Genomic DNA, 23,759 nt, shown 5'->3' with positions numbered 1-23,759 from the left:
TGCCGGACGATCCGGACGCGTGCGGGGAACGGGACCTATGACAGCGGAAGCCAAGCCGGCGGTGCCTGTGTCACCGCCCCTGACCGAGCGCCAGGAGGCGCGCCGCCGTCGCATCCTGCACGCCAGCGCCCAGCTGGCCTGCAGAGGCGGCTTCGACGCCGTGCAGATGCGGGAGGTCGCGGAGGCGGCCGGAGTCGCCCTCGGCACGCTCTACCGCTACTTCCCCTCCAAGATCCATCTGCTGGTCGCGACGATGCAGGACCAGCTGGAGCGTCTGCACACCACCTTGCGCAAGCGCCCGCCGGGCGGCGAGGGCGCGGCCGAGCGGGTGGCGGAGACCCTGATGCGGGCGTTCCGGGCGCTCCAGCGCGAACCGCATCTCGCGGACGCGATGGTGCGGGCGCTGACGTTCGCCGACCGCAGCGTGAGCCCGGAGGTGGACACCGTCTCGCGGCAGACCACGGCGATCATCCTGGACGCGATGGGGTTGGAGCATCCGACGCCGGAGCAGCTGTCCGCGGTGCGGGTGATCGAGCACACGTGGCACTCGGCACTGATCACGTGGCTGTCGGGGCGGGCGTCGATCGCGCAGGTGAAGATCGACATCGAGACGGTGTGCCGGCTGATCGACCTGACGGCGCCGGACGCGGCGGCCGCGCCCCCGAAGGGACGCGGCCGGGCGGCGCTCTAGCCGCTCGCGCCAGTGCGCCAGTGCGCCGGGCGGCTGTCAGGAGTCCTTGTTCTTCTCCAGGTCCTCCCGGAAGAGCTTCTCGCACGCGGGGCCGTTGTCCGTGGCGATGAAGGTGATCAGCAGGAACGTGTCCTTCTGGCCCTGGTAGCTCGCCTTCACGGTCCAGCCGCTCTTGTCCAGCGACTTGATGACCGAGCCCTGCTGGTCGAAGTTCTGCGACTCCTTCCAGCCTCCCTTGCCGAGGGCCGCGACGGTCGCGTCGTAGGACGTCTTCGGGTCGGCGGCCTTCTTGTCGTCGGGCTGCCACGAGACCATGCAGCTCTTGAGGGCCGGCGGGACGTCGTCCGACGGCTTCTCGGTGAAACCGGCCGCCGTGGCCGCGTCCGCGATCTCCTTGGTCACCGTGGCGGCGTCGAGGCTGCCACCCGCCTCCGCCGGGGCCTGCGACGAGGAGCCGGACGCGCCGCCCTTGCCCTCGTCCGAGCCGCCCTCGCTGCCGCAGCCGGTCACCACGAGCACCACACCGGCAGCCGCGGCCGCCCACCTCGCCTTGCGCACAGTTCTCCCGATCCGACGTGAACGGGGGCCTGTTGCCCCCGTGATCATGGATCAGAAGTTTCGCACGGTGGCGGGCGCGAAGCCTCGCGACGCCCTCAGGGGGCGATGGGCAGCCGGCGCTTGTGGTCGGTGAGGCGGTAGCGGCCGACGATCGTCCCGAAGGCCCGCTCGTCCACCGGCTTGCCCTCCAGGAAGTCGTCGATGTCGTCGTAGGTGACCCCGAGCGCGTCCTCGTCGGCCTTGCCCGGGTCGAGGGTCTCCAGGTCGGCCGTCGGGGTCTTCCACACCAGCTCGGCGGGCGCGCCCAGCGCGTCCGCGACGGCGCGCACCCGGCGCTTGGTCAGGCCGGTCAGCGGGACCAGGTCGGCCGCGCCGTCGCCGAACTTGGTGAAGAAGCCGGAGACCGCCTCGGCGGCGTGGTCGGTGCCGACGACCAGGCCGTCGTGCGCGCCGGCCACCGCGTACTGGGCGATCATGCGCTGGCGTGCCTTGATGTTGCCGTGCACGAAGTCCTGGTGGTGGGCGTCGCGGAAGCTCACCCCGGCGGCCAGCGTGGCTTCGAGCGCGGCGTCGCTCGCCGGCTTGATGTCCACGGTCAGCACGTGGTCGGCCCGGATGAAGGAGAGCGCGAGCTGGGCGTCGTGCTCGTCGGCCTGGACCCCGTAGGGCAGGCGCATCGCGTAGAACCGCGCCTCGTGGCCGGCCGCCCGGGCCCGCTCGACGGCGAGCTGGCACAGCCGGCCGGTGGTGGTGGAATCGACGCCGCCGCTGATGCCGAGCACGAGGGAGCGCAGACCGGTGGAGGTCAGCCGCTCGGCGAGGAAGGCCACCCGGCGTTCGATCTCCCGCTCGGCCTCGAAGGTCTCGGCGACCTCGAGTTCCCGGGCGATCTCCTGCTGCAGGGCGATGGACGCCGGCTCGCTCACGTCTGCTCCTCGTTCCGGTTCACGGTGTGGTGTCGCGCCCACCCTACCCAGCGGGATTCCGGCGGAGCGGGGCCGGACGGCCCGGTGGGAAAACTTCGCGGGCGGACTCCGGGAAGCGGGCCGGGTGCCTGCCATGATCCGCCGGACACCCCCGGACGCGGCACTCAGTCCTCCGGCGGGAAGACCGTCTCGCCGCTGTCCAGCAACGTGATCGTGATCGCCTCGACGGGGCAGTTCTCCGCCGCGGCCAGCACCTCCTCGCTCGCGTCCGCCGCCTCGGCGCGCGGATGCGACTGCCGCGCGGTGTCGAGCCGGAAGCCGTCCGGGGCGTGGCCCACGCACATGCCCGAGCCGATGCACACGCCCCGGTCCACCTCGACGCGCCAGCGGTCACCCATCGGCCCGCGCCTGCCATCCGGCGGGCAGGTGGATCATCTTGTGCTCCAGGTACGCCCCGTACCCCTCGGGCCCGAACTCGCGCCCGAGACCGGAGTTCTTGTAGCCGCCGAACGGTCCGAGCATGTCGAGGCTGAAGGTGTTGACGTTGTACGTGCCCGTCCTGACGCGACGCGCGAAGTCGATGCCGTGCTCGACGTCGGAGGTCCACACGCTGCCGCTGAGCCCGTAGTCGGAGTCGTTCGCGATCGCGGCGGCCTCGTCCTCGTCCCCGTAGGGCAGCAGGCAGATCACCGGGCCGAAGATCTCCTCGCGGGCGATGCGCATGGAGTTGTCGACGCCGCCGAAGAGGGTCGGCTCCACGTACCAGCCGCGGTCCAGGTGGGCCGGACGGCCGCCGCCGCTGAGGATCTTGGCGCCTTCTTCCTGGCCGACGCGGATGTAGTCGAGCGAGCGCCGCTGCTGGCGTTCGGCGACCAGCGGCCCGACCTGGGTGGCCGCGTCCAGCGGGTCGCCGACGACCAGCTCGGAGGCCGCCGCGGCGAACGCCTCGGCGATCTCGTCGTACCGGCTGCGCGGCGCGAGGATACGGGTCTGGGCCACGCACGCCTGTCCGTTGTTCATCCAGGCGGCCGGGACGATCCCGGCGACGGCGCCCGCGAGATCCGCGTCGGGCAGGATCACGGCCGCCGACTTGCCGCCGAGCTCCAGGGTGACGCGGGTCAGGTTGCGGGAGGCGACCTCCATGACACGCTTGCCGGCCGCGACCGAGCCGGTGAAGGACACCTTGTCGACCCCGGGGTGGCCGACCAGGTACTCGCTCACCTCCCGGTCCGCGGGCAGGATCGACAGCACTCCCTCCGGCAGCCCGGCCTCCTGCGCGATCTCGCCGAGGAGGTAGGCGTCGAGCGGCGACTCGGGCGACGGCTTGAGGACCGCGGTGCAGCCCGCGAGGAGCGCCGGGCCGAGTTTGGCGGCGGCGGTGAACTGCGGGACGTTCCACGGGACGACGGCGGCGACGACACCGACGGGCTCGCGGCGCACGAGCACCGGGCCGAGGACGCCGTCGCGGTGCTCCTCGTGCACGAAGCCGCGGGCGACCGCTATGGCCGCGTCCCACACCATCATCGCGCCGAGGGCCTGGGCGAGGACGCTCCAGGAGTACGGGGAGCCGTTCTGCGCGCTGATGCAGCGGGCGATCTCCTCGTGGCGTACGGCGATCGCGTCCTTGATCCGGGAGACGACCTCGATGCGTTCGGCGAGGGACATCCGGGGCCAGGGCCCGTCGTCGAAGGCGCGGCGCGCCGCGGCGACGGCCCGGTCGACGTCCGCGCGCGAGGCGTGCGGGACGCGGCCGATGACCTCTTCGGTGTGCGGGGAGACGACGTCGATGGTGTCGCTCCCGAGCGGATCGGCCGGCCGGCCGCCGATGAACAGTTGTCGGTACTCCTGGAAGTCGGTCATGACCGCTGCCTCCCGCTGGGCCGGCCGTGTCCGGCGCCGTGACCCTCACCCTATCTGACGGTGTTTCAGAACTGATACCAGTTCCTGTTCCAGGAGTCCACGGGTGGCGACCGGTCACCGGGCGCGACGCCGACCGGCACCCAACCCCCCGCAGGCAGGAGACCAGGGCAACCATGAGAACCGGTTCTCGTTATAGTCGACGGACGGGCAACGGCCCTTGGGTGGACGGGAGATGAGCACTCCATGACGCAGGTGACCGACCACGGAGGCGGCGTACGCTCCCTCCGCGTCCCGATTCCCGACAATCCCCTCGGCCACACCGTGGTCCACCTCCTCGACACCGACCGGGGCCCGGTGCTCATCGACACGGGCTGGGACGACCCCCGCTCCTGGCACACCCTCACCGCCGGACTCGAAGCCTGCGGAACCTCGGCCGCCGAGATCCACGGCGTGATCGTCACCCACCACCACCCCGACCACCACGGCCTGTCCGGACGCATCCGTGAGGCGTCCGGTGCGTGGATCGCGATGCACGCCGCCGACGCCGCCGTCGTCCGCCGCACCCGCGAGGCCGAACCGGGCGTGTGGCTCGCCTATCTGACCGACAAACTGGAGCGGGCCGGGGCGCCCGAGGACCACCTGGCCCCGCTGCGCGCCGCGCGGGCCACCGGCGGCGGACGGCTGCCCGGACTGCGCGCCGCCCTGCCCGACCGCGAGATCGTCCCCGGCGAGCTGCTCGACCTCGCGGGCCGCCGGCTGCGCGCCGTGTGGACACCCGGCCACACCCCCGGCCACGTCTGCCTGCACCTGGAGGAGGACCACCCGGCACAGCGCCCCGGGCACGGCCGGCTGTTCTCCGGGGACCACCTGCTGCCCGGCATCACCCCGCACATCGGGCTGTACGAGGACCCGGACGACGACACCGTCACCGACCCCCTCGGCGACTACCTCGACTCCCTCGAACGCGTCGGCCGGCTCGGCGTCGCCGAGGTGCTCCCCGCCCACCAGCACGCCTTCGCCGACGCGACGGGCCGTGTGCGGGAGCTGCTCGCCCACCACGAGGAGCGGCTCGCCGGGCTGCTGCGCCTGCTGTCGACGCCGCTCACGCCCTGGCAGGTCGCGGAGCTGATGGAGTGGAACAGGCCCTGGGCCGAGATCCCGTACGGCTCCCGCACCATCGCGGTCTCCGAGGCCGAGTCGCATCTGCGGCGGCTGGTGAAGCTGGGCCGGGCGGAGGAGGTGCCCGGCAGCGCGCCCGCACGGTACGTCGCGGTGTGAGCCGCGTCCCCGGGCCGGGCCTCGGCTTCGTGCTCGGCGAACCGTCCCTCCTTACGCGGTGACCACGGGCGGCTCGCCCGTGGTCCACAGGGCCCGCACGTCCATACGGCTGATCCGCCAGCCGCCGGGCGTGCGCCGCAGCTCCGTCTCGTAGACACCGCCCACGGTGAACAGCGGGTTCGCCCCTTCGCCGCGCTCCCGCAGGGTCGAGTCGTGGTGGACGTGCACCATCAGCGCGTTCCACGAGGCGGTCGCCGTCTCCCCGTCGCCTCCGACGTCCACCAGGACGTCGGAGGCGATGTGCTGGGTGCGGGCGAACCGGCCGACGGCGACCTCGGCGTGGCATACGGCGTCGGCGCCTCCGGCGTCGCCGACCGGGGTCGTGGTGCGCACGTCGTCCGTGAAGCAGCCGTCGGCCCATCCCTCCGCGAACTCGCGGGCGTCCAGGGCCCTGAAGAGGCGGCTGACGAGCGTGCTGATGTCGTGGTGATCCCTCTGTGCGGTCATGACGGCAAGCGTGCTGCCTCAACCGCACTTGAGGTCAACACGCGGACGGGATCACGGGATCACGGGATCACGGGAGGCCGTTTCACAGCCGCTGAATGATCGTGCCGGTCGCCTGCGCGCCGCCCGCGCACATCGTGATCAGCGCGAACTCCTTGTCCGAGCGCTCGAGTTCGTGAAGGGCGGTGGTGATCAGCCGCGCGCCCGTCGCGCCGACCGGGTGGCCGAGGGCGATGCCGCCGCCGTTGACGTTCAGCTTGTCCAGGTCCTGGTCGAAGACCTGGGCCCAGCTCAGCACCACGGCCGCGAACGCCTCGTTGACCTCGACCAGGTCGATGTCCTTCAGTGACATGCCCGCCTTGCCGAGCACCGCGCGCGTGGCGTCGATCGGGCCGTCGAGGTGGAAGTGCGGGTCGGCCCCGACGAGGGCCTGCGCGACGATCCGCGCGCGGGGCTTGAGTTTCAGTGCCCGCGCCATCCGCTTGGACGCCCACAGGACGGCGGAGGCCCCGTCGGAGATCTGCGAGGAGTTCCCGGCGGTGTGCACGGCGTTCGGCATGACCGGTTTCAGCCGTGCCAGCGCCTCCACCGAGGTGTCCCGCAGCCCTTCGTCGCGGTCGACGAGCCGCCACATGCCCTGGCCGGCGGCCTGCTCCTCCTCGGTCGTCGGCACCTGCACGGCGAACGTCTCGCGTTTGAACCGCTCCTCGCTCCAGGCGATCGCGGCCCGCTCCTGCGAGACGAGCCCGAGGGCGTCCACGCGCTCGCGGGTCAGCCCGCGGCGCCGCGCGATCCGCTCGGCGGCGTGGAACTGGTTGGGCAGGTCCACGTTCCACTCGTCCGGGAAGGGCTTGCCGGGCCCGTGCTTGGACCCGCTGCCGAGCGGCACCCGCGACATCGCCTCCACGCCGCAGCCGATGCCGATGTCGATGACGCCGGAGGCGACCATGTTGGCGACCATGTGGCTCGCCTGCTGCGAGGAGCCGCACTGGCAGTCGACGGTCGTCGCGGCCGTCTCGTACGGCAGGCCCATGGCGAGCCAGGCGGTGCGGGCGGGGTTCATGGACTGCTCGCCGGCGTGCGTGACGGTGCCGCCGACGATCTGCTCGACGCAGTCGGCGGGGATGCCGGTGCGGCCGAGGAGTTCGCGGTAGGTCTCGCCGAGCAGGTAGGCGGGGTGGAGGTTGGCGAGGAGTCCTCCCCGCTTGCCGATGGGGGTGCGTACGGCTTCGACGATGACGGGTTCCGCGGCCATGAGCTCGTCCTCTCCTCGCGCGGCCTCCGGGCGTCCCGGCGCCCTGGGCCTGTGCCTCTGTCTGTGCCTGCGCCTCACACTCGCGAACTGGTACGCGTTCTAGTTCCACGTGAAGTGTCGTAAGTGCTACCGCCGGTACGCAAGACTCCTGCACGCCCCCGGTGCACCCTTTCCGGGCAACTGCTGCAGCCGTGACCCTTGCCACTTGTAGAACTCGTTACTACCTTTCGGACACCTTCTGATGGGCCGTCAGACCGTCCGACCCGAACGCGGAGCTGCCGATGTCCTGCCCCCATCTGCCCGACGGGTTCGACTTCACCGACCCCGACCTCCTCCAGGCACGCGTCCCCCACCCGGAGTTCGCCGAGATGCGGCGCACGGCCCCGGTGTGGTGGTGCGCGCAGCCGGCTGGCGTCTCCGGATTCGACGACGAGGGCTACTGGGTCGTCACGCGGCACGCGGACGTCAAGCACGTCTCCACGCACCCGGAGCTGTTCTCGTCGAACACCAACACGGCGGTCATCCGCTTCAACGAGTCGATCAGCCGTGACCAGATCGAGGTCCAGAAGCTGATCATGCTGAACATGGACCCGCCGGAGCACACCCGCGTACGCCAGATCGTCCAGCGCGGCTTCACCCCGCGCGCGGTGCGCTCCCTGGAGGACGCGCTGCGCCGCCGGGCGCGCTCGATCGTCGAGACGGCGCTCGCCCGCGCCGGGGACGACGGCAGCTTCGACTTCGTCACGAACATCGCCGTCGAACTCCCGCTCCAGGCGATCGCCGAACTCATCGGCGTTCCCCAGGAGGACCGCTCCAAGATCTTCGACTGGTCCAACAAGATGGCCGCCTACGACGACCCCGAGTACGCGATCACGGAGGAGGTCGGCACCGAGGCGGCGATGGAGATCGTCTCGTACGCGATGAACCTGGCGGCCGCCCGGAAGGAGTGTCCGGCGAAGGACATCGTGAGCCGACTCGTCGCCGCGGAGGGCGAAGGGAACCTGTCCTCCGACGAGTTCGGCTTCTTCGTGATCCTGCTGGCGGTGGCCGGGAACGAGACGACGCGCAACGCGATCAGCCACGGGATGCACGCGTTCCTGACCCACCCGGACCAGTGGGAGCTGTACAAGCGCGAGCGCCCGTCGACGGCGGCCGAGGAGATCGTCCGCTGGGCGACCCCGGTGGTCTCCTTCCAGCGCACGGCGACCCAGGACGTCGACCTGGGCGGCGCCCGCGTCAAGAAGGGTGACCGGGTCGGCCTGTTCTACTCCTCCGCCAACAACGACCCGGAGGTCTTCGACCGTCCCGAGGTCTTCGACATCACCCGCGACCCCAACCCGCACCTCGGCTTCGGCGGCGGAGGCCCGCACTTCTGCCTGGGCAAGTCACTGGCGGTGATGGAGATCGACCTGATCTTCCACGCGATAGCCGACACCCTCCCCGGTCTCCACCTGGCGGGCGCCCCCCGCCGCCTGCGCTCGGCGTGGCTGAACGGCATCAAGGAACTCCAGGTCGGCGTGGGCGGCTGAGCCGCACGCGCCGTACCCGGACAGGGAGGACGGGGGCATCCCCTACGCCCCGCCCCCGTCCCCCGCCGGGCCCTCAGGTCAGCGGGCTCCCCGCGCCCCGGCGCGGCGGATGCGCCGGACGACGCCGGCACCGGCCGCACACGCCAACAGGACTCCCCCTGCCACCAGGAGGGTGCCCGTTCCCCCCGTACCGGAACGGGCAGCTGTGTCGGGGGCGGCAGCCGCGGTGGTCCGCCCCTTGCCGTCGCCTCCCCCGGACTCGGCGGGCGTGGCGGACGCGGGCTCTGCCGTACCTTCTCCGGCCGTGGGCCGCTCCGTGCCGGGTCCGGCCGTGGGCCGTACCGTGCCCGGCCCGGCCGTGGGCGAGGCAGGGGTCCCAGGAGAGACCGTGATCTCCTCCTCGTCCCGGCCGAGCCCTGGATGGCCCGCCTCCACGGTGACCCTCCAGCGCCCGGGGGGCAGCGCCTCCGCGGTGGTGTAACCGGTCGCCGAGGCGGGGTCGCGGACGAGCTTCCAGGGGCCGAGGGCCCCGCTCCCGTCGGCGCTGACCGCGTTCACCGTGGCAGCGACCCGCTCGTCGACCGGGTCGTTGTCGTTCTCCCAGGTGACGGTCGTCCGCACGCGACCGAAGTCGTGTCCGGTGATCTCCACCTTCAGGGTGTCGCCGTGGGCCAGGGCGCCGGTGGCGGTGGTCAGGGACAGGGCCGCGCCCGCCAACGCGGTGGCGACGGCCGGGACGAGGGCTCGGCGCATGACGATGTCCTCCATGGATGAGATGTGGGGGGTGGAACGGGAACGGCCGGCGGGCCACAGGCCCGCCGGCCGTCATGGGAACCGATGCGGGGCCCTCAGGCTCAGGCGGCCTTCTGGACCGTCCACACCTGAGCCGGCGCGCCCGCCGCGTTCTGCAGCTCGATCAGCCACGACCCGTAGTACGGGCGGTTGCTGACGCCGAGTACGTAGCGGCTGTCACCGGCCGTCACCGTCACGCCGTTGCCGCTCCGGGCGATCCTCCACCGCTGGGCAGCGGTGTCGGCGCAGGGCTGCTGCGCCACATACATGCCGGCGGAGGGGGCGCCGCCGACCTGGAGGCACTTGCCGGAGACGGCGGAACGGAGACGGGTGTAGCCGTTGCCCGCGCTGTCGAAGTACCACTGCTGCTGGGCGTATCCGTTGTGCTGCGAGCCGACGAGGACGGTGCCGTCGCCGCTCCTGCCACCCCAGATCTCGGCGGCGTTCCCGGTCGCGCCGTTGGTGAGCAGATAGCGCGTGTCGGGCGTGGGCGTCGTACCACCGCCGTCACCACCGCCGGAGGTGCGGAACGAGGCCGCCTTGCCCCGACCGCTGTCGCGGCCCGAGGAGTCACGCACCGAGACGGAAACGGTGTAGTTCGTTCCCGGCTTCAGGTTGTAGATACGGGCGCTGGTCGCCTGCACCCAGCCGATGGCCTGGTCGTTCAGGAAGATCTGGTACCAGGCGGCACCGCTGACCGCGTTCCAGCCGGCGACTGCGGAGTCCGGGCCGATCTGCCCGACGGTGACGGCGGGCCCGGTGCCGGAGCCGTTCGTCGGTGTGGGCTTGGGCGTCGGGGTCGTCGGCGTGGGACTGGGGTTCGGGTCGGTCCCGATGTTGCCCTTGATCAGGAACTGGTTGTCCGCGATGTTCCAGTGCGTGGCGAGATAGCTGCCCTGCCTGGGGTTGGTGTGGAAGTAGTCGTCGTGGTTGCAGTCCAGACGGTTCTCGTAGTCCTGGCCCTGGCAGACGTAGCGCATCCTCGGGTAGTACGGGGTGTCCGAGTAGCACATGACGTCGTACTCGTCCGTGCAGTGCGCACCCCGGCTGGTGTTGGGCGCGCTGTTGTTCACCGCGCCGAGGTTGTGGCCCAGCTCGTGCGCCGCGGTGTGTCCGCCCCAGCAACCGGTGTCGGTACGGCCGTAGGACGGGCCGAAGTTGCTGAGGTTGTTCTGACCGGGACGCTCGTCCCCGGCGAAGCTGCCGATGCCGCAGTAGACCTGCGTGTCCGCGAAGATCATGTACTTGCGGTCACGGCGGTCGAGGCCCTTGGCCGCGAGCGCCCTGTTCGTGGCGCTGAACTCGGACAGCGCGGAGGCCGGGAGCTCGATGTTGAGCACGGTCGGCGTGCAGTCGGCGGCCGTCACATAGCGGATGTTCCGCACACCGCCGGTGTCCTTGGCACTCTCCGAGTAGATGAGGTCGGCGTCGGCGGCCCACTTGCGGAACGACGGGAAGTACTCCGCGTACCGGTCCCGGCCGGGGGCGTGCACGTACACCACCTGGACACGGTTGCCGCTGTTGCCGTCGCCGTCGCAGCGCACGGTCTGCCCGGCGGGCCCGTTGGCCGCGGGGGCCTGCGAGGCGGAACCCCCGGCAGCCGGAGGGCTGCTCGCCTTGCCGGCCGCGGCGTCGAGTGCGGGTGCCTTGCGCGGAAGCTCCCCCCCGGAAGGCTTCGCGCTCCCCGTCCTGGTCGGATCCTCCGCGGGTGCGGCGGCCTTCACCGCGGGCGGGGTGTCCTTCTTGATGTCGACGCCCTTCGGAGGGGCGTCAGGGCCATGAGTGCAGTGACCGCCGGCCGTGCGGTACACCCCCGCGCACGGATCCCCCTCGTGCGCGGGCTTCAGCCCTTCGTAGATCATGCCCCGCTCGGGCTCGCTCCTGGGCACTTCCTTGAGCGGCTCGGGGTCCTTGTCGCGAGCCGGCTCCTTGGCCGGCTCCGGGGTCGCCGCGAGCGCCTCCCCCTGGGCGATCGACAGCGGTCGGGTTGTGTCCGACCCCGGCTGGATCGCCTGGTAGGCCACTCCGGCCACGACCGCCATGACGGCGACCGCGGCCGTGCCGAGTATGAGCCCGCGGGACTTACGACGCGGAGGCTTCTTGAGTCTTCTGCGTCCGGACAAACTGCACCTCTTCCTTGGTCAGGGGATGGGTGCGCGAAAGCTTGCCAGACCAAATGATCGGAAAATTCAGACAAATGGGATCGACTTTTCCGAAGTCGTTCTGTTATCAACGCTCTTGAATTGATGATCAGTCAACTCGCCTTCTGCGCAAGGGAGTTACGCGCGTCGACCCCTCGTGGTCTAGTCCCATTTAAGGATGTCGTAATCTGATCGAAATATGGATCGGCGCATTTTTGAATGCCCGTCAACTTCCTTTTTCACCAGGCGAATTGGTGCGATCACAAACAGTGCGGCCTCCTTCCCGCCGAGGGAAGGAGGCCGCTGTCCTGGCGATGACGGTGAATAACCGATCCGCTACTGCTCCCGTATCACCGCAAGGAATCGACGAACGCGGCGAACGCCGCGCGCGAGAGGTGAAGGGCCGGGCGAGTGGTGTCCTTGGAGTCGCGGACGGCGACGGCGTGGGTGAGCGGCGCGCACTCGACGCATTCGCCGCCCTGGTCGCCGCTGTAGCTCGACTTGCGCCAGGCGGCGCCGCCGAGGGGCGCGCATTCGACGCAGTCGCCGCCCTGGTCGCTGCTGTAGCTCGACTTACGCCACTGTGTCGTGCTGCTCTGCATAGCGCTCCTCCCGGACGTCTCGGATCAGCTGCGCCGAGTCCTTGATCGAGAGGGCTGCGGCCTGCAGGTGATCGTAACGGAGCGAACAGTCCTTGACCGTGGTCGGGTTGGCCGTCGGATGGCCCGTCCCGTAGCCCTCGGTGTAGAGGATCGTAGGGTCGGCGGGGAAGCGGTAGAGGTTGAAGGAGCCAGTCAGTCCGGCATGCGCGCCCGCCGTGTACGGCAGCACCTGCACGTTGACCCGGGGATTGCCCTCGTACGACAACAGCCGCTCCAGTTGACCGCGCATCACCTCCGCGCCGCCGATCTCCTGCCGCAGCGCCGCCTCCCCCAAGATCGCCCAGAGGACCGGCGGCTCCTCCTTCTCCAGGATGCGCTGGCGCGCGAGCCTGACCGTCGTGCGGTCGTCGAGGTTCGTCGGGTCCATCGTGCCGAGCACCGCGCGGGCGTAGCCCTCCGTCTGGAGCAGGCCGTGCACCATGTGCGTCTGGAACGTACAGATCTCCGTCGCGCGCGCCTCCAGCTCCGCCACCTGCTGGAACCACGCCGGGAGCTGGCTGCGCAGCACCAGCCCCAGCAGCCGCGACAGCAGCCCGCCCGTTCCCAGCGCCGCGTCCACGCGTTCGCTGAACTCCGCCGTCGGCAGCTTCCGGGCCGTTTCCACCTGGCCCACCAGCGAACCCGTGTAATTGACGATCGCGCCGAGCTGCTTCTGCGTCAGGCCCGCCGTCTCGCGGTGACGGCGCAGTTCGTAGCCGTAGTAGTCGAGCGGCGACGCGCTCGGATCGAGGGCGTTGATGTGGCGGACGACGGACATGGCGGGACCCCCTGCTCGACTCGCTCAACTCCCGCAACGGCCAAGCATGTTGCGTACGTTCGGTAGCCCAGCGTAGTCACCGCAGGCCAGGCTCGTACCGTGAACGAAGACATTCCCCAGTACGGTATGCGCCTCACCGCAGGCGCCCACTCCGCGCGACACGTCCGGCGGATCGTCCGCTGCTACCTGACGCTGTGGAGACTGCGCGAGCTCATCGACTCCGTCGAACTCGCGGTCACCGAGCTGCTGGCCAACGTCGTGCGCCATGTGCCCGGCGGACACTGCGGGTTGCTCATCCTGCGGCATCCCGACGGCGTACGCGTCGAGGTGTCGGACAGCGACGAACGGCTGCCGGTGCTGCGGCACGCCGGCGACGACGACGAAAACGGACGGGGACTGGCGCTGCTCGACGCCGTCGTCGACAAATGGGGCGTGGAGAGCGGCCGGGGCGGCGTCGGCAAGACCGTCTGGTTCGAGGTCGCCCCGGCCGTCGCTCAAGTGGCGGAACCGGCCGAACTGTCGGAGGATGGCTGAACGCGACGATCCACCCCGGAGGGTGCGGGACGCACGTCCCGTACCTCCCGGGGCTCACGCACGCGTGACGGCGACTTCCCTGGCCTCGGCCGCCCTGGCGGCCGGCACGGCATGAGCCGGGACCTGGAGTTGACGGCGTCCGGCCAGGACGTACGTGAGGCCGAAGCCCGCGCCGACCACGGCCGCGCCGCCGACCGCGTCGAGCACCCAGTGGTTCGCGGTGGCGACGATCGCACACACCGTGAACAGCGGGTGCAGGAGCGCGACGAGCTTCATCCACAGCTTGGGTGCGAGCACGAGCACGACCAGTCCGCACCACAGCGACCAGCCGAAGTGCAGCGACGGCATGGCCGCGTACTGGTTGGTGACGGCCGTCATCGCGCCGTAATCCGGGTTGGCCAGATCCTGCGGTCCGTGCACCGTGTCGACGAAGCCCATGCCCGGCATCAGGCGCGGCGGCGCGAGCGGGTACAGCCAGAACCCGAGCAGCGCGAGCAGCGTCGCGAAGGCCAGCGAGGTGCGGGCCCAGCGGTAGTCGCAGGGGCGGCGGACGTACAGGACGCCGAGGATGCTCAGCGGGATCACGAAGTGGAAGGACGTGTAGTAGAAGTCGAAGAATGCCTCCGCCCAGTCCGTCCGCACCACCGCCTGGTTGACCCAGTGCTCGATGTCGATGCCGAGCGCGCCCTCGAAGGAAAGGATCTGCCGGGCGTGGGACTCCGCCGCGTCCACGCTGCCGGTCGCGGCGGCGCGGATGTGCGAGTACACCGAGTAGCCGACGCGTATCACCAGCAGTTCGAGGAGCAGGTTCGGGCGGCTGAGCACGCGCCGCCAGAACGGGAGCAGCGGTACGCGGCTCCAGCGCGCGGGCAGGAGCCGGGCGTACTGCGTGGGGACGGGACGCCGGAAGTACGGCGATTCGAGCGACAGGAACGGCACCGCGCAGGCCGCGGCGAGCGCGGCGATGAGCAGGGCGTTGTCGCGGATCGGGTGCAGCACCGCCATGTTGGGCAGCAGCATCTTGCCCGGGAGTGTCGTCACCAGGACGACGAGGACCGGCCACAGCATGCGGTCGCAGGCGCGCTTGCCGACCCGGCCGGCGACGGCGAGGAGCACCCACAGCAACTGGTGCTGCCAGGCCGTCGGGGAGACGGCGACGGCGACGCAGCCGGTGAGCGCGACGGCGAGGAGGACCTGGCCGTCGCGGGCGTAGTGGACGGCGCGGCGCAGGCCGAGGAACGCGACGGCGGCGGCGAGGGCCAGGTAGAGGGCGACCTCCAGCGGGCCCTGGAGGCCGAGGCGGAGCAGGGCGCCGTGCAGGGACTGGTTGGCGAGGCTGTCGGGACGGGCGCCGAGCCCGGCTCCGGCGACATGGTGGACCCAGTACGTCCACGAGTCGCCGGGCAGCGCGGCCCAGGCGAGGGCGGAGAGTCCGGCGAAGGCGCCCGTGGCGGTCGCGGCGGCCTGCCTGCGGCCGGTGAACCACAGCAGCGGCGCGAAGAGCAGAACGGTGGGCTGGAGGGCCGCGCCGAGACCGATGAGCAGGCCGGAGGATCTCTCGCCGCGCGCGGCGAAGCAGCCGAGGAGGACGAGCAGGACGGGGATGATGCTGGTCTGGCCGAGGTGGAAGCTGTTGCGCACCGGCAGGGACAGCATCAACAGGCTGATGGCGACCGGCGCGGCCAGCAGGGTGCTGCGGCGCGACACGGGCACGGGCAGGGCGCGCGAGACGACGAGGCCGAGGGCGACCACGAGCAGCAGGGTGCCGAGCGTCCAGGCGACGCCGAGGCTCTGCTCGGCGGAGCCGGCGAACGGTTTGAGTACGAGCCCGGCGAACGGGGTGCCGGTGAACCGGCCGGCGTCGTAGAGGCCGCCCGTCACGTGCAGCACGCCGCTGGGGCCGATCCAGGTCTCCAGGTCGGTGAGCCGTTCACCGGGCGGCTGCCGCAGCACCGCCGCCGTCTGGCGTACGGCGAGGACGGCGGCGACGAGCCACAGCGCCGCCCTGGCCGCCCCGATCCTCGAGTCCGTCGCCGTGCTGCCGCGCACGCTGCCCTCCGCGTTCGCCACGTCGCGCCGTGCCTCCCCACCGTTGCCGCCGTCGTGTCGTCCTGGTACGTCGTGTCGTCCTGGTCCTGCCGTCCTGCCGTCCGGTTCCGGCCTCACAGGGCGTCGGCAGAGCGTCGCACTGCCCTGTCGGAAAGACCCAGGCAACCCCCTCTTTGCCTGACTGTCACCCCGTCACTGTCCGATTTTTTCCACCCGGTCTCACCCGGGAGGCCCTGACCAGCCGGAACCGCCGAGGCGTCCGGCACCGTCACAGGAGGCATGCGGGGGAACATACAAGAACGCGGGCCGCGCCCGCGCGCGCTCGTCGTCCTGTTGCTGCTGCTCGGCTTCCAGCTCGGGGCTCTTGTCGCACCGGCCCATGCCTGCGGCTGCGGCGCGATGGTGCCCGACCGGAACGCGCGCATCTCGGTGGGCCGGGAAACGTCGGTGGTCGACTGGGACGGCCGCACCGAGCAGATCGTCATGCGCTTCACGGTCACGTCCGACACGCCGCGGGCGGCATGGATCATGCCGGTGCCGGGGCGGGCCACGGTCGACCTGGCGGACGGGGCGCTCTTCGACGAACTGGTGCGCATCGCCGCGCCCGAGTACCGCGAGCGGCACTACTTCTGGCCGCGCGGCGGCGACTGGCCGTTCGACGACGCGGACGGCGCGGGGGCCACGCCGCCGGGTGCGGCGGCCCGGGACGACGGGGTCGGCGTGGTCGGCCGCGAACGGCTGGGTGACTTCGACGTCGCCCGGCTGACGGCGACCGACCCGGACGCGCTGGGCGACTGGCTGGACGAGAACGGCTTCGAGATGCCCGCCGGCCTCACCGGCGACCTGGAGCCGTACGTCGATCGGGGCTGGGAGTACGTCGCCGTACGGCTCGCGCCGCGAGAGGAGGGCGCGGTGCTGACGGGCACGCTCGACCCCCTGCGGCTGCGGTTCGCGAGCGACGAACTCGTCTATCCGATGCGGCTGTCGCGGCGCGCGGACACCGCCCAGTCCCTCGGCCTGTTCGTGCTCGCCGACCACCGCATGGAGCCGCGCTCGGCGATCGGCGGCAGCGAGCCGGAGGTGACGTACGCGGGGCGGGTGACGGCCCCGGGTGGGGAGCTGGGCCGTCTCACGGGCGGGAAGGAACGCTTCCTCACCGTCCTGGACCAGGAGTTTCCCGACCCGTCCCGGATCAGCGGGGACCATGAGCTGCGGGCGGCCGCCGAAGACACACCCTTTCGGCGGGTGGTGTGGGACGACGACCTGCTGACGCTCGGGGGCGTACCGGTGTGGCTCCTGACGTTCGTCGCGGTCGCCGCCGGGGCGTCGGCGGCGGTGCTGCGGGGCGTACGGGCACGGCGGCGCGGGCGACCGGTCGAGCCGCCGTGCCAAATGCGTGTGCCGCCTCGCGTGCCGTGAAATAGCGTGACCCGTATGACTGAGGACGCTGCGCAGGACCGACTGCAGGACCGGTGGAACGCCGTCGACCGCTACGTCGGCGAGCTTCTCGTGCCCGAGGACGAGACGCTCACGGGGGCACTGGCCGCGAGCGAGGAGGCGGGGCTCCCGGCGATCAACGTCGCCCCGAACCAGGGCAAACTGCTGCATCTGCTGGCCCGGATCCAGGGAGCGCGCACGGCGCTGGAGATCGGCACGCTGGGCGGCTACAGCACGATCTGGCTGGCCCGCGCGCTGCCCGAGGACGGCCGGCTGATCTCGCTCGAATACGACCCGGCGCACGCGGACGTGGCCCGCGCGAACCTGGCCCGCGCGGGCTGCGACAAGGTCGCCGAGGTCAGGACGGGCGCGGCGCTGGACCTGCTCCCCCGCCTGGCGGCGGAGCCGGGGGCCGGCCCGTTCGACTTGGTCTTCATCGACGCGGACAAGGCGAACAACGCCCGCTACGTGGAATGGGCCCTGCGCCTGACGCACCCGGGAAGCGTGATCGTGGTGGACAACGTGGTGCGCGGCGGCGGGGTGACGGACCCGTCGAGCGAGGACCCGGCGATTGTCGGCACGCGGGAGATGTACCGGCTGGTGTCGGAGGAGCCGCGGCTGGACGCGACGGTGGTGCAGACGGTGGGTGTGAAGGGGTGGGACGGGCTGCTGGTGGCGCGCGTGGTGAGCTGACCTTTCCCCACCCCGCCCCTTCCCGAACCGGGGCTCCGCCCCAGCCCCCGTGCGCCGCGCCGGCCCGGATTCCGGGCCGTGCCACGGCCTGAGGGCTCCGCCCCGGGCTCCATGGCCTCGCGCCCTCGGCGGCCGTGCACCTGCGCATGCGGGGCGCGGGGCGCGGCATCGGGGCTCCGCCCTAGGCCCAGTTGCGGCTTCGCGGCTCCGCCCTGTTACCGCGGGCGCGGGCTGCGTCCCAGCCGCCGTTCCGGGCTCGCCTCGCCCAGGCCCGTGGACTGCGCCCCGGCCCCGTGCGCCCTGCCCCATGCGGGGCGCGGCCGCGGGCTCCGCCCCAGGCCCCATGGGCCTCGCGTCCTGCGGGGCGCGGGCCTCGGGCTCCGCCCCGGGCCGTGCGGCTTCGCGGCTCCGCCCCTGCCCCCCGGCCACGCCACGCGCCCTGCGGGCGCAGGATGGCGTCCCAGCCGCCATTCGGGGCTTCGCCCCGTACCGCGCTTCGCGCGGTGTCCTCAAACGCCGGACGGGCTGATTTCGCTGCGCGAAATCCAGCCTCGCCGGGGGCACTCCCCCTGGCTTCGCCGGAGGGACCCCCACCCACGGCCGCCAGGCCGTAGGGGAGTTTGAGGCGCGGGGCGTGGGGCGGAGACCCGCGAGCGCGTCGCGTCCCCGGCGGGGGCGTGCGGCAGGATGGGGGGATGAGCATCGTGAAGATCAACGTCCTCACCGTTCCCGCCGACCAGCGCGACACCCTCGAGAAGCGCTTCGCCTCCCGCGCCGGCGCCGTCGAGTCGTCCGACGGGTTCGAGTGGTTCGAGCTGCTGCGGCCCGTCGAGGGCACCGACCAGTACCTCGTGTACACCCGCTGGCGCGACGAGGAGTCGTTCCAGGCGTGGATGGAGGGCCCCATGAAGGCCGCGCACCAAGGCGGCGGCGAGCGGCCGAAGCCCGCCGCCAGCGGGTCGACCGTGTGGTCCTTCGAGGTCGTCCAGCAGGCCGCCCCCAAGGCCTGACCCGCGGCGCCGCGCACGTAATTCATTGGCCGGAAGGACCCGCCGGGGATACAGAGGTCCGTATGACCGAGTGGACCCTCACCCCGGAGGCCGTCGACACCGACGACGCCTGTGCCCTGCGCCGCGCCTACTACGGCGACGTCGCCGGCAGCTACTGGAAGCGGCCGGCGACCGACGCCGAGATCGACGAGGGCCTGACCGGGGACGGCGCCGAGCGACTCGTCCCGCCCACGGGCCAGTTCGTCGTCGGGCGGTACGGTGGCGAGCCCGCCGCCTGCGGCGGCGTGCTGATGCTGGACGGGGAACGGGCCGAGCTCACCCGCGTGTTCGTCCGCCCCGCCTTCCGCGGCCTCGGGGGCGCCGGGCTGCTCATGGACCTGCTGGAGCACGAGGCCCGCGCGCTGGGCGCCCGCCGCATGGTGCTCAACACCCGGCTGGATCTGCTCGCCGCCCGGGCCCTGTACGTACGGCACGGGTACGAGGAGATCCCGGCGTACTGCACCGGCCCGTACATGGAGATCTGGTACGGCAAGAAGCTCTAGCGCTCAGTGCCGGTGGGGGTACTCCACCGCAGGCCGCTCGTGGTCGCCGCGCGGCTCAGGGCTGCGGGGCCGTTCCGCGTCCGATCCGCACAGCTCGCTGTTGAGCTCGCGCACCAGCTGGATCAGGTCGGTCGGCCGGTCCGGCCCCCACCAGTCGCCCAGCAGCTCCGCCATCGACTCCTCGCGGGCCTGCGACAGCCGGGCCGCCACCTCCGCGCCCCGGTCCGTGAGCAGGAGGTCCAGGCCCTCGCGGCGGGCCAGCCCACGCCCTTCGATCTCGCGGGCCGCCTCGGTGACGGCGCGCAGCGGCACCGGTGTGGTCTCGGCGAGGCGGGCCGGTTCCACCATGCCGTGCCGCCTGATGCGCAACAGGAGCCAGCTGGACGCGGGCAGCAGGTCGTACCCGGCGCGCGCGGTGATCTTCTCGTAGATGTGCCGGCGTCCCTCGCGGGAGCCCAGGACGGACAGCGCGCGGGCCACCTCGTCGTGCGAGGAGCGTTCGACCGGGTTGGAGGCGAGCGTCTGGCTGGGCTCGGGCGCGGTGACCGAGCCGCGCAGCTTGTCCTCCCTGAGGAACCAGGAGACGAGGAACGCGACGAGGACGACCGGCACCGCGTACAGGAAGACGTCCGTGATGGACGTGGCGTACGCGTGGAGTACGGACGGGCGCAGCGGCGGCGGGAGTTCGGCGATGGCGCGCGGGTCGGCGGCGAGTTCGGACGCGCCCGCGCCGGGCGGCACCTGCCGTCCGGCGAGGGCGTCGGCGAGCTTGTCCTCCAGCCGGTTGGTGAAGATCGTGCCGAAGACGGCGACGCCGAACGACGCCCCGATGGACCGGAAGAACGTCGCACCGGACGTGGCGACGCCCAGGTCCTCGTAACTGACCGCGTTCTGCACGACGATCACCAACACCTGCATGACCAGGCCGAGTCCGGCGCCGAAGACGAAGAAGGTCGCGCTCATCTGCCAGGGGGAACTGGACTCCTTCAGCTGGTGCAGCAGGACGAGTCCGAGCGCGGTGACGGCCGTTCCGGCGACGGGGAACACCTTCCAGCGGCCGGTGTGGCTGACGATCTGCCCGGACGCCGTGGAGGTGATCAGCATGCCGAGGACCATCGGCAGCATGTGCACACCCGACATGGTGGGCGACACGCCCTGCACGACCTGGAGGAACGTCGGCAGGTACGTCATCGCCCCGAACATCGCGAAGCCGATGACGAAGCTGATGACGGCGACGAGGCTGAACGTCCTGATGCGGAACAGCTTCAGCGGCAGCACCGGTTCGGCGGCGCGCCGCTCGACGGCGACGAACGCCACGAGCAGGACGGCCCCGAGCACGGCGAGCGCAATGATCTGTGCCGAGCCCCACGCCCAGGTGGTGCCGCCGAGGGAGGCGACGAGGACGAAACAGGTGGCGACGGAGGCGATGAGGAACGTGCCGAGGTAGTCGATCGTGTGCCGGGTGGCGCGGGCCGGGATGTGCAGGGCGGCGGCGATGACGAGCAGCGCGACGACGCCGATGGGCAGGTTGATGTAGAACACCCAGCGCCAGCTGAGGTGTTCGGTGAAGAATCCGCCGAGGAGCGGGCCGAGGACGCTGGTCGCGCCGAAGACGGCGCCGAACAGGCCCTGGTAGCGGCCGCGTTCGCGGGGCGCGACGATGTCGCCGACGATCGCCATGGACAGCACCATGAGCCCGCCGCCGCCGAGGCCCTGGAGGGCGCGGAAGGCGATGAGTTGGGGCATGTTCTGCGCGATGCCACACAGGGCGGAGCCGAAGAGAAAGATGACGATGGCGGCCTGGAAGAGTTTCTTGCGGCCGTACTGGTCGCCGAGTTTGCCCCACAGGGGGGTGGCGGCGGTGGAGGCCAGCAGGTAGGCGGTGACCACCCACGAGAGGTGCTCCATGCCGCCCAGTTCGCTGACGATGGTCGGCAACGCGGTGGCGACGATGGTCTGGTCGAGTGCGGCGAGCAGCATGCCCAGCAGCAGGGCTCCGATGGCGACGAGTACGGTCCGGCGGTTCCGGCCCCCTCCCGGGGCCGAGGGCGAGTGCGCGGTACTCACTTCCTGGGCCATGCGGATCTCCTTCGCGTTCCCTTCCATCGTGGTGGGTGTGTCCGGTTATGGCCTGCCGAGCGGCTTTGGGGCCGGGACAGGCGGGGTGGTGCCGTGCGGCGGGGCACCGGGCGTCTGCATAATCGGCGGCATTCCTAGGGGAGGGACCGGCCATGACCGGAAACAGCTGTTCCGAGTGCGGCAGACCGCGGAGCGCGGACGGCGGCGCCGGATCCGGATGCGACTGCGCGCGGAGAGCGGTGGAGGCGATGAGGGCGGAGCGTCAGGCACGTGCCGCCGCGGCGGAGGACTACGATCCGCTTCGGATACGCCCCTATGTGGCGCTCCCGGACCCGGACTTCCCCGACACGGCTCCGCCGCCCCCGCCGCCCCCGCTCCCCCACGAGGCACCGCGACCGCAGCCCGTCCGCCCTGTCGACGGGACTGTGCCGGGGGCCGGAGCCGAGGCCGTCCTGTCGGCGGGCCCGCTCCCGCCCGCCGGTCCGCTCCCGCCCCTGGCCGGAGCGGCGGGGGCCGTCAGCCCTGCGGGCGGGACGACGCCGGGGGCGACGGGGTCCGCAGCCGTCAGGCCGACGGGCCCGATCGCGCCGGACGGAGCGGGGGCCGGGGTCGTCGGCCCCGGGCACGCGGGGGCCGCGGGCGGCGTGGGTGCGGTCGTGACACGCGGCGAGCCCTGGCCGACCGGGCCGGTCGGTCCGGCCGGGGCTGTGCCCCCCGGCGTGGTCGGGCCCGAGACCGTCGGGCAGGCGACCGCCGGGCTGGGGCCTGCGCCGGGTGGACCCGGGGCGCACCACGTTCCCGTACCGCAGGCCGGGCCCGAGGACGCCGCCACCATGGCTTTCGGGGTCGTACGAGCCCCCGGTGAGCCCGGCGCGGCGTGGGACGACGACGCGCACGAGCTGCCTCCGCTCGACGGCCACGCCCCTGACGCCGCCCCGCCTGCCGGGCGCGCGCCGCGGCGGCGCGCGGCCGTCGCCGTCGTCGTCGGCGCGGCCGTTCTCGCCGTCGCGGGGACCGTCGCGTTCGCGGGCGGCCTGTTCTCCGGGGAGCGCGAACCGGACCACGTGTCGATGCCCGACCGGGACACGAGCGGCCCCAGCCTCAACGTCGGCCCGGACGCGCCGTCCGCTCCCCCGTCCGTGACCGGTTCGCCCTCCGCCTCCTCCTCCGCGTCGGCGTCCCCTTCCGCGTCGGCGTCCTCATCGGGGCGCTCCTCCGCACCGGCCTCGGCGGACGGCACGGCACCCGCCGGGTCCGCTCCCGCGGCCCCGGCCCCGAGCGCGCCGTCGACCGCCGTGGGGACCGGCAGCGTGTCGGAGGAGCAGCCGAGGCGGCCCTCGGCGAAAACGCTGCAGAAGGGCGACAGCGGACCCGCCGTGACCGAGCTCCAGCTGCGGCTGGCGGAGATCGGGCTGTACGAGGGCCCCGCGGACGGGCAGTACAGCGAGAGCGTCGAGGACGCCGTGGCGCGGTACCAGTGGGCACGCGGCATCAAGAGCGACCCCCTCGGCGTCTACGGGCAGAAGACGCGCCGGTCCCTGGAGGCGGAGACGAGCGAGCCGTGACGAGGCCGGCGCGGAGGCGGGGTGGCGCGCACCCGCCCCTCTTTTGTATCGTGTAGGAACAAAGTGGTTCCGCCCGCACTCCCTGACCGGCGGGCGGAACCGCTCTGTCTCCTTCCCCGCGCCCTGGAGCCACGCCGATGCCGGCCACCACCACGCCCGTCCTGACCGCCCGTGCCCTGCTCCTGGACATGGACGGCACCATCGTCAACTCGGACGCCGTGGTCGAACGCTGCTGGCGCGCCTGGGCCGTCGAGCACGGGCTCGACCCCGACGAGGCGCTCAAGGTCGTCCACGGGCGCCAGGGCTACGCGACCATGGCCGTCCTCCTCCCCGACCGGCCCATGGAGCAGAACCACGCGGACAACCGCGTCCTGCTCGCCCAGGAGACCGCCGACACGGACGGCGTCGTGCCCGTCGAGGGCGCGCCCGCCTTCCTGGCCGCGATCGCCGGCCTCCCGCACGCCCTGGTGACCTCGGCCGACGAGGCGCTGGCCACGGCCCGCATGAACGCGGCAGGACTGCCGATGCCCGCGGTGCGGGTGACCGCCGAGTGCGTGGGCGCGAGCAAGCCCGACCCGGAGGGCTTCCTCAAGGGCGCGGCCGAGCTCGGGTACGGCCCCGCCGACTGCGTGGCGTTCGAGGACTCCGAGGCCGGGATCACGGCGGCCCGCGCGGCGGGCATGCGCGTCGTCGGCGTCGGCCCGAGGGCCGACGCCTTCGCCCCCGACCTGTACGTGCCGGACCTGACGCACCTCACGGTGACCGCCCACCCCGACGGCACGATCGAACTCAGCGCCTGACGGCGTCCGCCTCCCCGCGCCGGACCTCGCCCGCAGGGGCGAGGTCCGGCGCGTCACGGCCGGCGAACCGCCCGGCCCGCCCCGGGCCGACCGCCGA

Annotated in this window: 22 protein-coding genes; 10 read left to right on the top strand and 12 right to left on the bottom strand. The window is 72.3% G+C overall.

Annotation, left to right across the window (positions count from 1 at the left end):
• The first annotated feature begins 37 nt into the window (after positions 1 to 37).
• On the top strand, positions 38 to 691 hold the full coding sequence (locus ACWD0A_RS18535; protein WP_451299340.1) for a TetR family transcriptional regulator: 654 nt from the start codon (positions 38 to 40) through the stop codon (positions 689 to 691).
• Positions 692 to 727: 36 nt separating this feature from the next.
• Here ACWD0A_RS18535 and ACWD0A_RS18530 read toward each other — a convergent pair whose 3' ends face one another.
• The 4 genes from ACWD0A_RS18530 to ACWD0A_RS18515 all read right to left on the bottom strand — a co-directional run bounded on the left by ACWD0A_RS18530 (position 728) and on the right by ACWD0A_RS18515 (position 4,035).
• Positions 728 to 1,249: a hypothetical protein gene (locus tag ACWD0A_RS18530; protein WP_451299338.1), complete on the bottom strand. Its 522-nt coding sequence runs from the start codon at positions 1,247 to 1,249 to the stop codon at positions 728 to 730.
• 95 nt (positions 1,250 to 1,344) lie between these two features.
• On the bottom strand, positions 1,345 to 2,175 hold the full coding sequence (nadE, locus tag ACWD0A_RS18525) for an ammonia-dependent NAD(+) synthetase (protein ID WP_309140446.1): 831 nt from the start codon (positions 2,173 to 2,175) through the stop codon (positions 1,345 to 1,347).
• A 164-nt stretch (positions 2,176 to 2,339) separates the two neighbouring features.
• Complete coding sequence (locus ACWD0A_RS18520) at positions 2,340 to 2,573, bottom strand: ferredoxin (RefSeq protein WP_307715749.1); 234 nt, start codon at positions 2,571 to 2,573, stop codon at positions 2,340 to 2,342.
• Entirely contained in the window at positions 2,566 to 4,035 is a 1,470-nt protein-coding gene (locus ACWD0A_RS18515) for an aldehyde dehydrogenase (protein WP_451299335.1), read from the bottom strand. Before ACWD0A_RS18515 ends, ACWD0A_RS18520 begins: the two co-directional genes overlap by 8 nt.
• A 243-nt stretch (positions 4,036 to 4,278) precedes the next feature.
• Here ACWD0A_RS18515 and ACWD0A_RS18510 point away from each other — a divergent pair, with 243 nt between their 5' ends.
• Positions 4,279 to 5,313 carry an MBL fold metallo-hydrolase gene (locus ACWD0A_RS18510; protein WP_451299333.1) on the top strand — a complete coding sequence of 345 codons (1,035 nt, stop codon included), beginning with the start codon at positions 4,279 to 4,281 and terminating at the stop codon, positions 5,311 to 5,313.
• Positions 5,314 to 5,364: 51 nt separating this feature from the next.
• On the opposite strand, the gene ACWD0A_RS18505 is transcribed toward ACWD0A_RS18510, so the two are convergent.
• Positions 5,365 to 5,820 carry a nuclear transport factor 2 family protein gene (locus ACWD0A_RS18505; RefSeq protein ID WP_451299331.1) on the bottom strand — a complete coding sequence of 152 codons (456 nt, stop codon included), beginning with the start codon at positions 5,818 to 5,820 and terminating at the stop codon, positions 5,365 to 5,367.
• A gap of 82 nt (positions 5,821 to 5,902) precedes the next feature.
• On the bottom strand, positions 5,903 to 7,072 hold the full coding sequence (locus ACWD0A_RS18500) for a steroid 3-ketoacyl-CoA thiolase (RefSeq protein ID WP_451299329.1): 1,170 nt from the start codon (positions 7,070 to 7,072) through the stop codon (positions 5,903 to 5,905).
• 281 nt (positions 7,073 to 7,353) lie between these two features.
• Between ACWD0A_RS18500 and ACWD0A_RS18495 the strand changes: the two genes are divergently transcribed.
• Positions 7,354 to 8,601, top strand: coding sequence for a cytochrome P450 (locus ACWD0A_RS18495; RefSeq protein WP_451299327.1), 1,248 nt, complete (start codon positions 7,354 to 7,356; stop codon positions 8,599 to 8,601).
• Positions 8,602 to 8,679: 78 nt separating this feature from the next.
• On the opposite strand, the gene ACWD0A_RS18490 is transcribed toward ACWD0A_RS18495, so the two are convergent.
• The 4 genes from ACWD0A_RS18490 to ACWD0A_RS18475 form a co-directional block, all read right to left on the bottom strand.
• The gene (locus ACWD0A_RS18490) at positions 8,680 to 9,369 is read right to left on the bottom strand and encodes a hypothetical protein (protein ID WP_451299325.1); all 690 of its coding nucleotides are present in this window, start codon (positions 9,367 to 9,369) and stop codon (positions 8,680 to 8,682) included.
• Positions 9,370 to 9,455: 86 nt separating this feature from the next.
• Positions 9,456 to 11,516 (bottom strand): RICIN domain-containing protein, encoded by a 2,061-nt coding sequence (locus tag ACWD0A_RS18485; RefSeq protein ID WP_451299323.1) that lies wholly within the window; start codon positions 11,514 to 11,516, stop codon positions 9,456 to 9,458.
• 368 nt (positions 11,517 to 11,884) lie between these two features.
• Positions 11,885 to 12,136 (bottom strand): DUF397 domain-containing protein, encoded by a 252-nt coding sequence (locus ACWD0A_RS18480; protein WP_451299321.1) that lies wholly within the window; start codon positions 12,134 to 12,136, stop codon positions 11,885 to 11,887.
• The gene (locus ACWD0A_RS18475; RefSeq protein WP_451299319.1) at positions 12,108 to 12,953 is read right to left on the bottom strand and encodes a helix-turn-helix domain-containing protein; all 846 of its coding nucleotides are present in this window, start codon (positions 12,951 to 12,953) and stop codon (positions 12,108 to 12,110) included. Before ACWD0A_RS18475 ends, ACWD0A_RS18480 begins: the two co-directional genes overlap by 29 nt.
• A 99-nt stretch (positions 12,954 to 13,052) precedes the next feature.
• On the opposite strand from ACWD0A_RS18475, the gene ACWD0A_RS18470 reads away from it, so the two are divergent.
• Positions 13,053 to 13,487: an ATP-binding protein gene (locus ACWD0A_RS18470; protein WP_451299317.1), complete on the top strand. Its 435-nt coding sequence runs from the start codon at positions 13,053 to 13,055 to the stop codon at positions 13,485 to 13,487.
• Positions 13,488 to 13,541: 54 nt separating this feature from the next.
• On the opposite strand, the gene ACWD0A_RS18465 is transcribed toward ACWD0A_RS18470, so the two are convergent.
• The gene (locus ACWD0A_RS18465; RefSeq protein WP_451299315.1) at positions 13,542 to 15,557 is read right to left on the bottom strand and encodes a bifunctional glycosyltransferase 87/phosphatase PAP2 family protein; all 2,016 of its coding nucleotides are present in this window, start codon (positions 15,555 to 15,557) and stop codon (positions 13,542 to 13,544) included.
• A 258-nt stretch (positions 15,558 to 15,815) separates the two neighbouring features.
• On the opposite strand from ACWD0A_RS18465, the gene ACWD0A_RS18460 reads away from it, so the two are divergent.
• The 4 genes from ACWD0A_RS18460 (at position 15,816) to ACWD0A_RS18445 (ending at position 19,218) form a co-directional block, all read left to right on the top strand.
• Entirely contained in the window at positions 15,816 to 16,955 is a 1,140-nt protein-coding gene (locus ACWD0A_RS18460; RefSeq protein ID WP_451299313.1) for a DUF2330 domain-containing protein, read from the top strand.
• Between the two features lie 15 nt (positions 16,956 to 16,970).
• Complete coding sequence (locus ACWD0A_RS18455; RefSeq protein WP_451299311.1) at positions 16,971 to 17,666, top strand: O-methyltransferase; 696 nt, start codon at positions 16,971 to 16,973, stop codon at positions 17,664 to 17,666.
• 695 nt (positions 17,667 to 18,361) lie between these two features.
• Positions 18,362 to 18,676, top strand: a complete 315-nt coding sequence (locus ACWD0A_RS18450) for an antibiotic biosynthesis monooxygenase family protein (RefSeq protein ID WP_451299309.1) — start codon at positions 18,362 to 18,364, stop codon at positions 18,674 to 18,676.
• A gap of 62 nt (positions 18,677 to 18,738) precedes the next feature.
• Positions 18,739 to 19,218, top strand: coding sequence for a GNAT family N-acetyltransferase (locus ACWD0A_RS18445; RefSeq protein WP_451299307.1), 480 nt, complete (start codon positions 18,739 to 18,741; stop codon positions 19,216 to 19,218).
• Positions 19,219 to 19,221: 3 nt separating this feature from the next.
• Here the strand turns inward: ACWD0A_RS18445 and ACWD0A_RS18440 are convergent, their stop codons facing one another.
• Positions 19,222 to 21,297: a DHA2 family efflux MFS transporter permease subunit gene (locus ACWD0A_RS18440; RefSeq protein WP_451299305.1), complete on the bottom strand. Its 2,076-nt coding sequence runs from the start codon at positions 21,295 to 21,297 to the stop codon at positions 19,222 to 19,224.
• A gap of 833 nt (positions 21,298 to 22,130) precedes the next feature.
• On the opposite strand from ACWD0A_RS18440, the gene ACWD0A_RS18435 reads away from it, so the two are divergent.
• Together ACWD0A_RS18435 and ACWD0A_RS18430 are read left to right on the top strand one after the other, a co-directional pair.
• Positions 22,131 to 22,862 (top strand): peptidoglycan-binding domain-containing protein, encoded by a 732-nt coding sequence (locus ACWD0A_RS18435; protein WP_451299303.1) that lies wholly within the window; start codon positions 22,131 to 22,133, stop codon positions 22,860 to 22,862.
• 137 nt (positions 22,863 to 22,999) lie between these two features.
• Entirely contained in the window at positions 23,000 to 23,662 is a 663-nt protein-coding gene (locus ACWD0A_RS18430; RefSeq protein ID WP_451299301.1) for an HAD-IA family hydrolase, read from the top strand.
• Positions 23,663 to 23,759 lie beyond the last annotated feature (97 nt).

This window comes from Streptomyces sp. NPDC002867 (assembly GCF_053591895.1).
Note: the sequence above shows the minus strand (reverse complement) of the source record. Positions and strands in the feature narration are given on the sequence as shown.

Coding starts and splice junctions, on each gene's coding strand:
- ACWD0A_RS18535 (WP_451299340.1), top strand. CDS start 38: ATGACAGCGGAAGCCAAGCCGGCGGTGCCTGTGTCACCGCCCCTGACC.
- ACWD0A_RS18520 (WP_307715749.1), bottom strand. CDS start 2,573: ATGGGTGACCGCTGGCGCGTCGAGGTGGACCGGGGCGTGTGCATCGGC.
- ACWD0A_RS18515 (WP_451299335.1), bottom strand. CDS start 4,035: ATGACCGACTTCCAGGAGTACCGACAACTGTTCATCGGCGGCCGGCCG.
- ACWD0A_RS18510 (WP_451299333.1), top strand. CDS start 4,279: ATGACGCAGGTGACCGACCACGGAGGCGGCGTACGCTCCCTCCGCGTC.
- ACWD0A_RS18505 (WP_451299331.1), bottom strand. CDS start 5,820: ATGACCGCACAGAGGGATCACCACGACATCAGCACGCTCGTCAGCCGC.
- ACWD0A_RS18500 (WP_451299329.1), bottom strand. CDS start 7,072: ATGGCCGCGGAACCCGTCATCGTCGAAGCCGTACGCACCCCCATCGGC.
- ACWD0A_RS18495 (WP_451299327.1), top strand. CDS start 7,354: ATGTCCTGCCCCCATCTGCCCGACGGGTTCGACTTCACCGACCCCGAC.
- ACWD0A_RS18490 (WP_451299325.1), bottom strand. CDS start 9,369: ATGGAGGACATCGTCATGCGCCGAGCCCTCGTCCCGGCCGTCGCCACC.
- ACWD0A_RS18480 (WP_451299321.1), bottom strand. CDS start 12,136: ATGCAGAGCAGCACGACACAGTGGCGTAAGTCGAGCTACAGCAGCGAC.
- ACWD0A_RS18475 (WP_451299319.1), bottom strand. CDS start 12,953: ATGTCCGTCGTCCGCCACATCAACGCCCTCGATCCGAGCGCGTCGCCG.
- ACWD0A_RS18460 (WP_451299313.1), top strand. CDS start 15,816: ATGCGGGGGAACATACAAGAACGCGGGCCGCGCCCGCGCGCGCTCGTC.
- ACWD0A_RS18455 (WP_451299311.1), top strand. CDS start 16,971: ATGACTGAGGACGCTGCGCAGGACCGACTGCAGGACCGGTGGAACGCC.
- ACWD0A_RS18450 (WP_451299309.1), top strand. CDS start 18,362: ATGAGCATCGTGAAGATCAACGTCCTCACCGTTCCCGCCGACCAGCGC.
- ACWD0A_RS18445 (WP_451299307.1), top strand. CDS start 18,739: ATGACCGAGTGGACCCTCACCCCGGAGGCCGTCGACACCGACGACGCC.
- ACWD0A_RS18440 (WP_451299305.1), bottom strand. CDS start 21,297: ATGGCCCAGGAAGTGAGTACCGCGCACTCGCCCTCGGCCCCGGGAGGG.
- ACWD0A_RS18435 (WP_451299303.1), top strand. CDS start 22,131: ATGGCTTTCGGGGTCGTACGAGCCCCCGGTGAGCCCGGCGCGGCGTGG.
- ACWD0A_RS18430 (WP_451299301.1), top strand. CDS start 23,000: ATGCCGGCCACCACCACGCCCGTCCTGACCGCCCGTGCCCTGCTCCTG.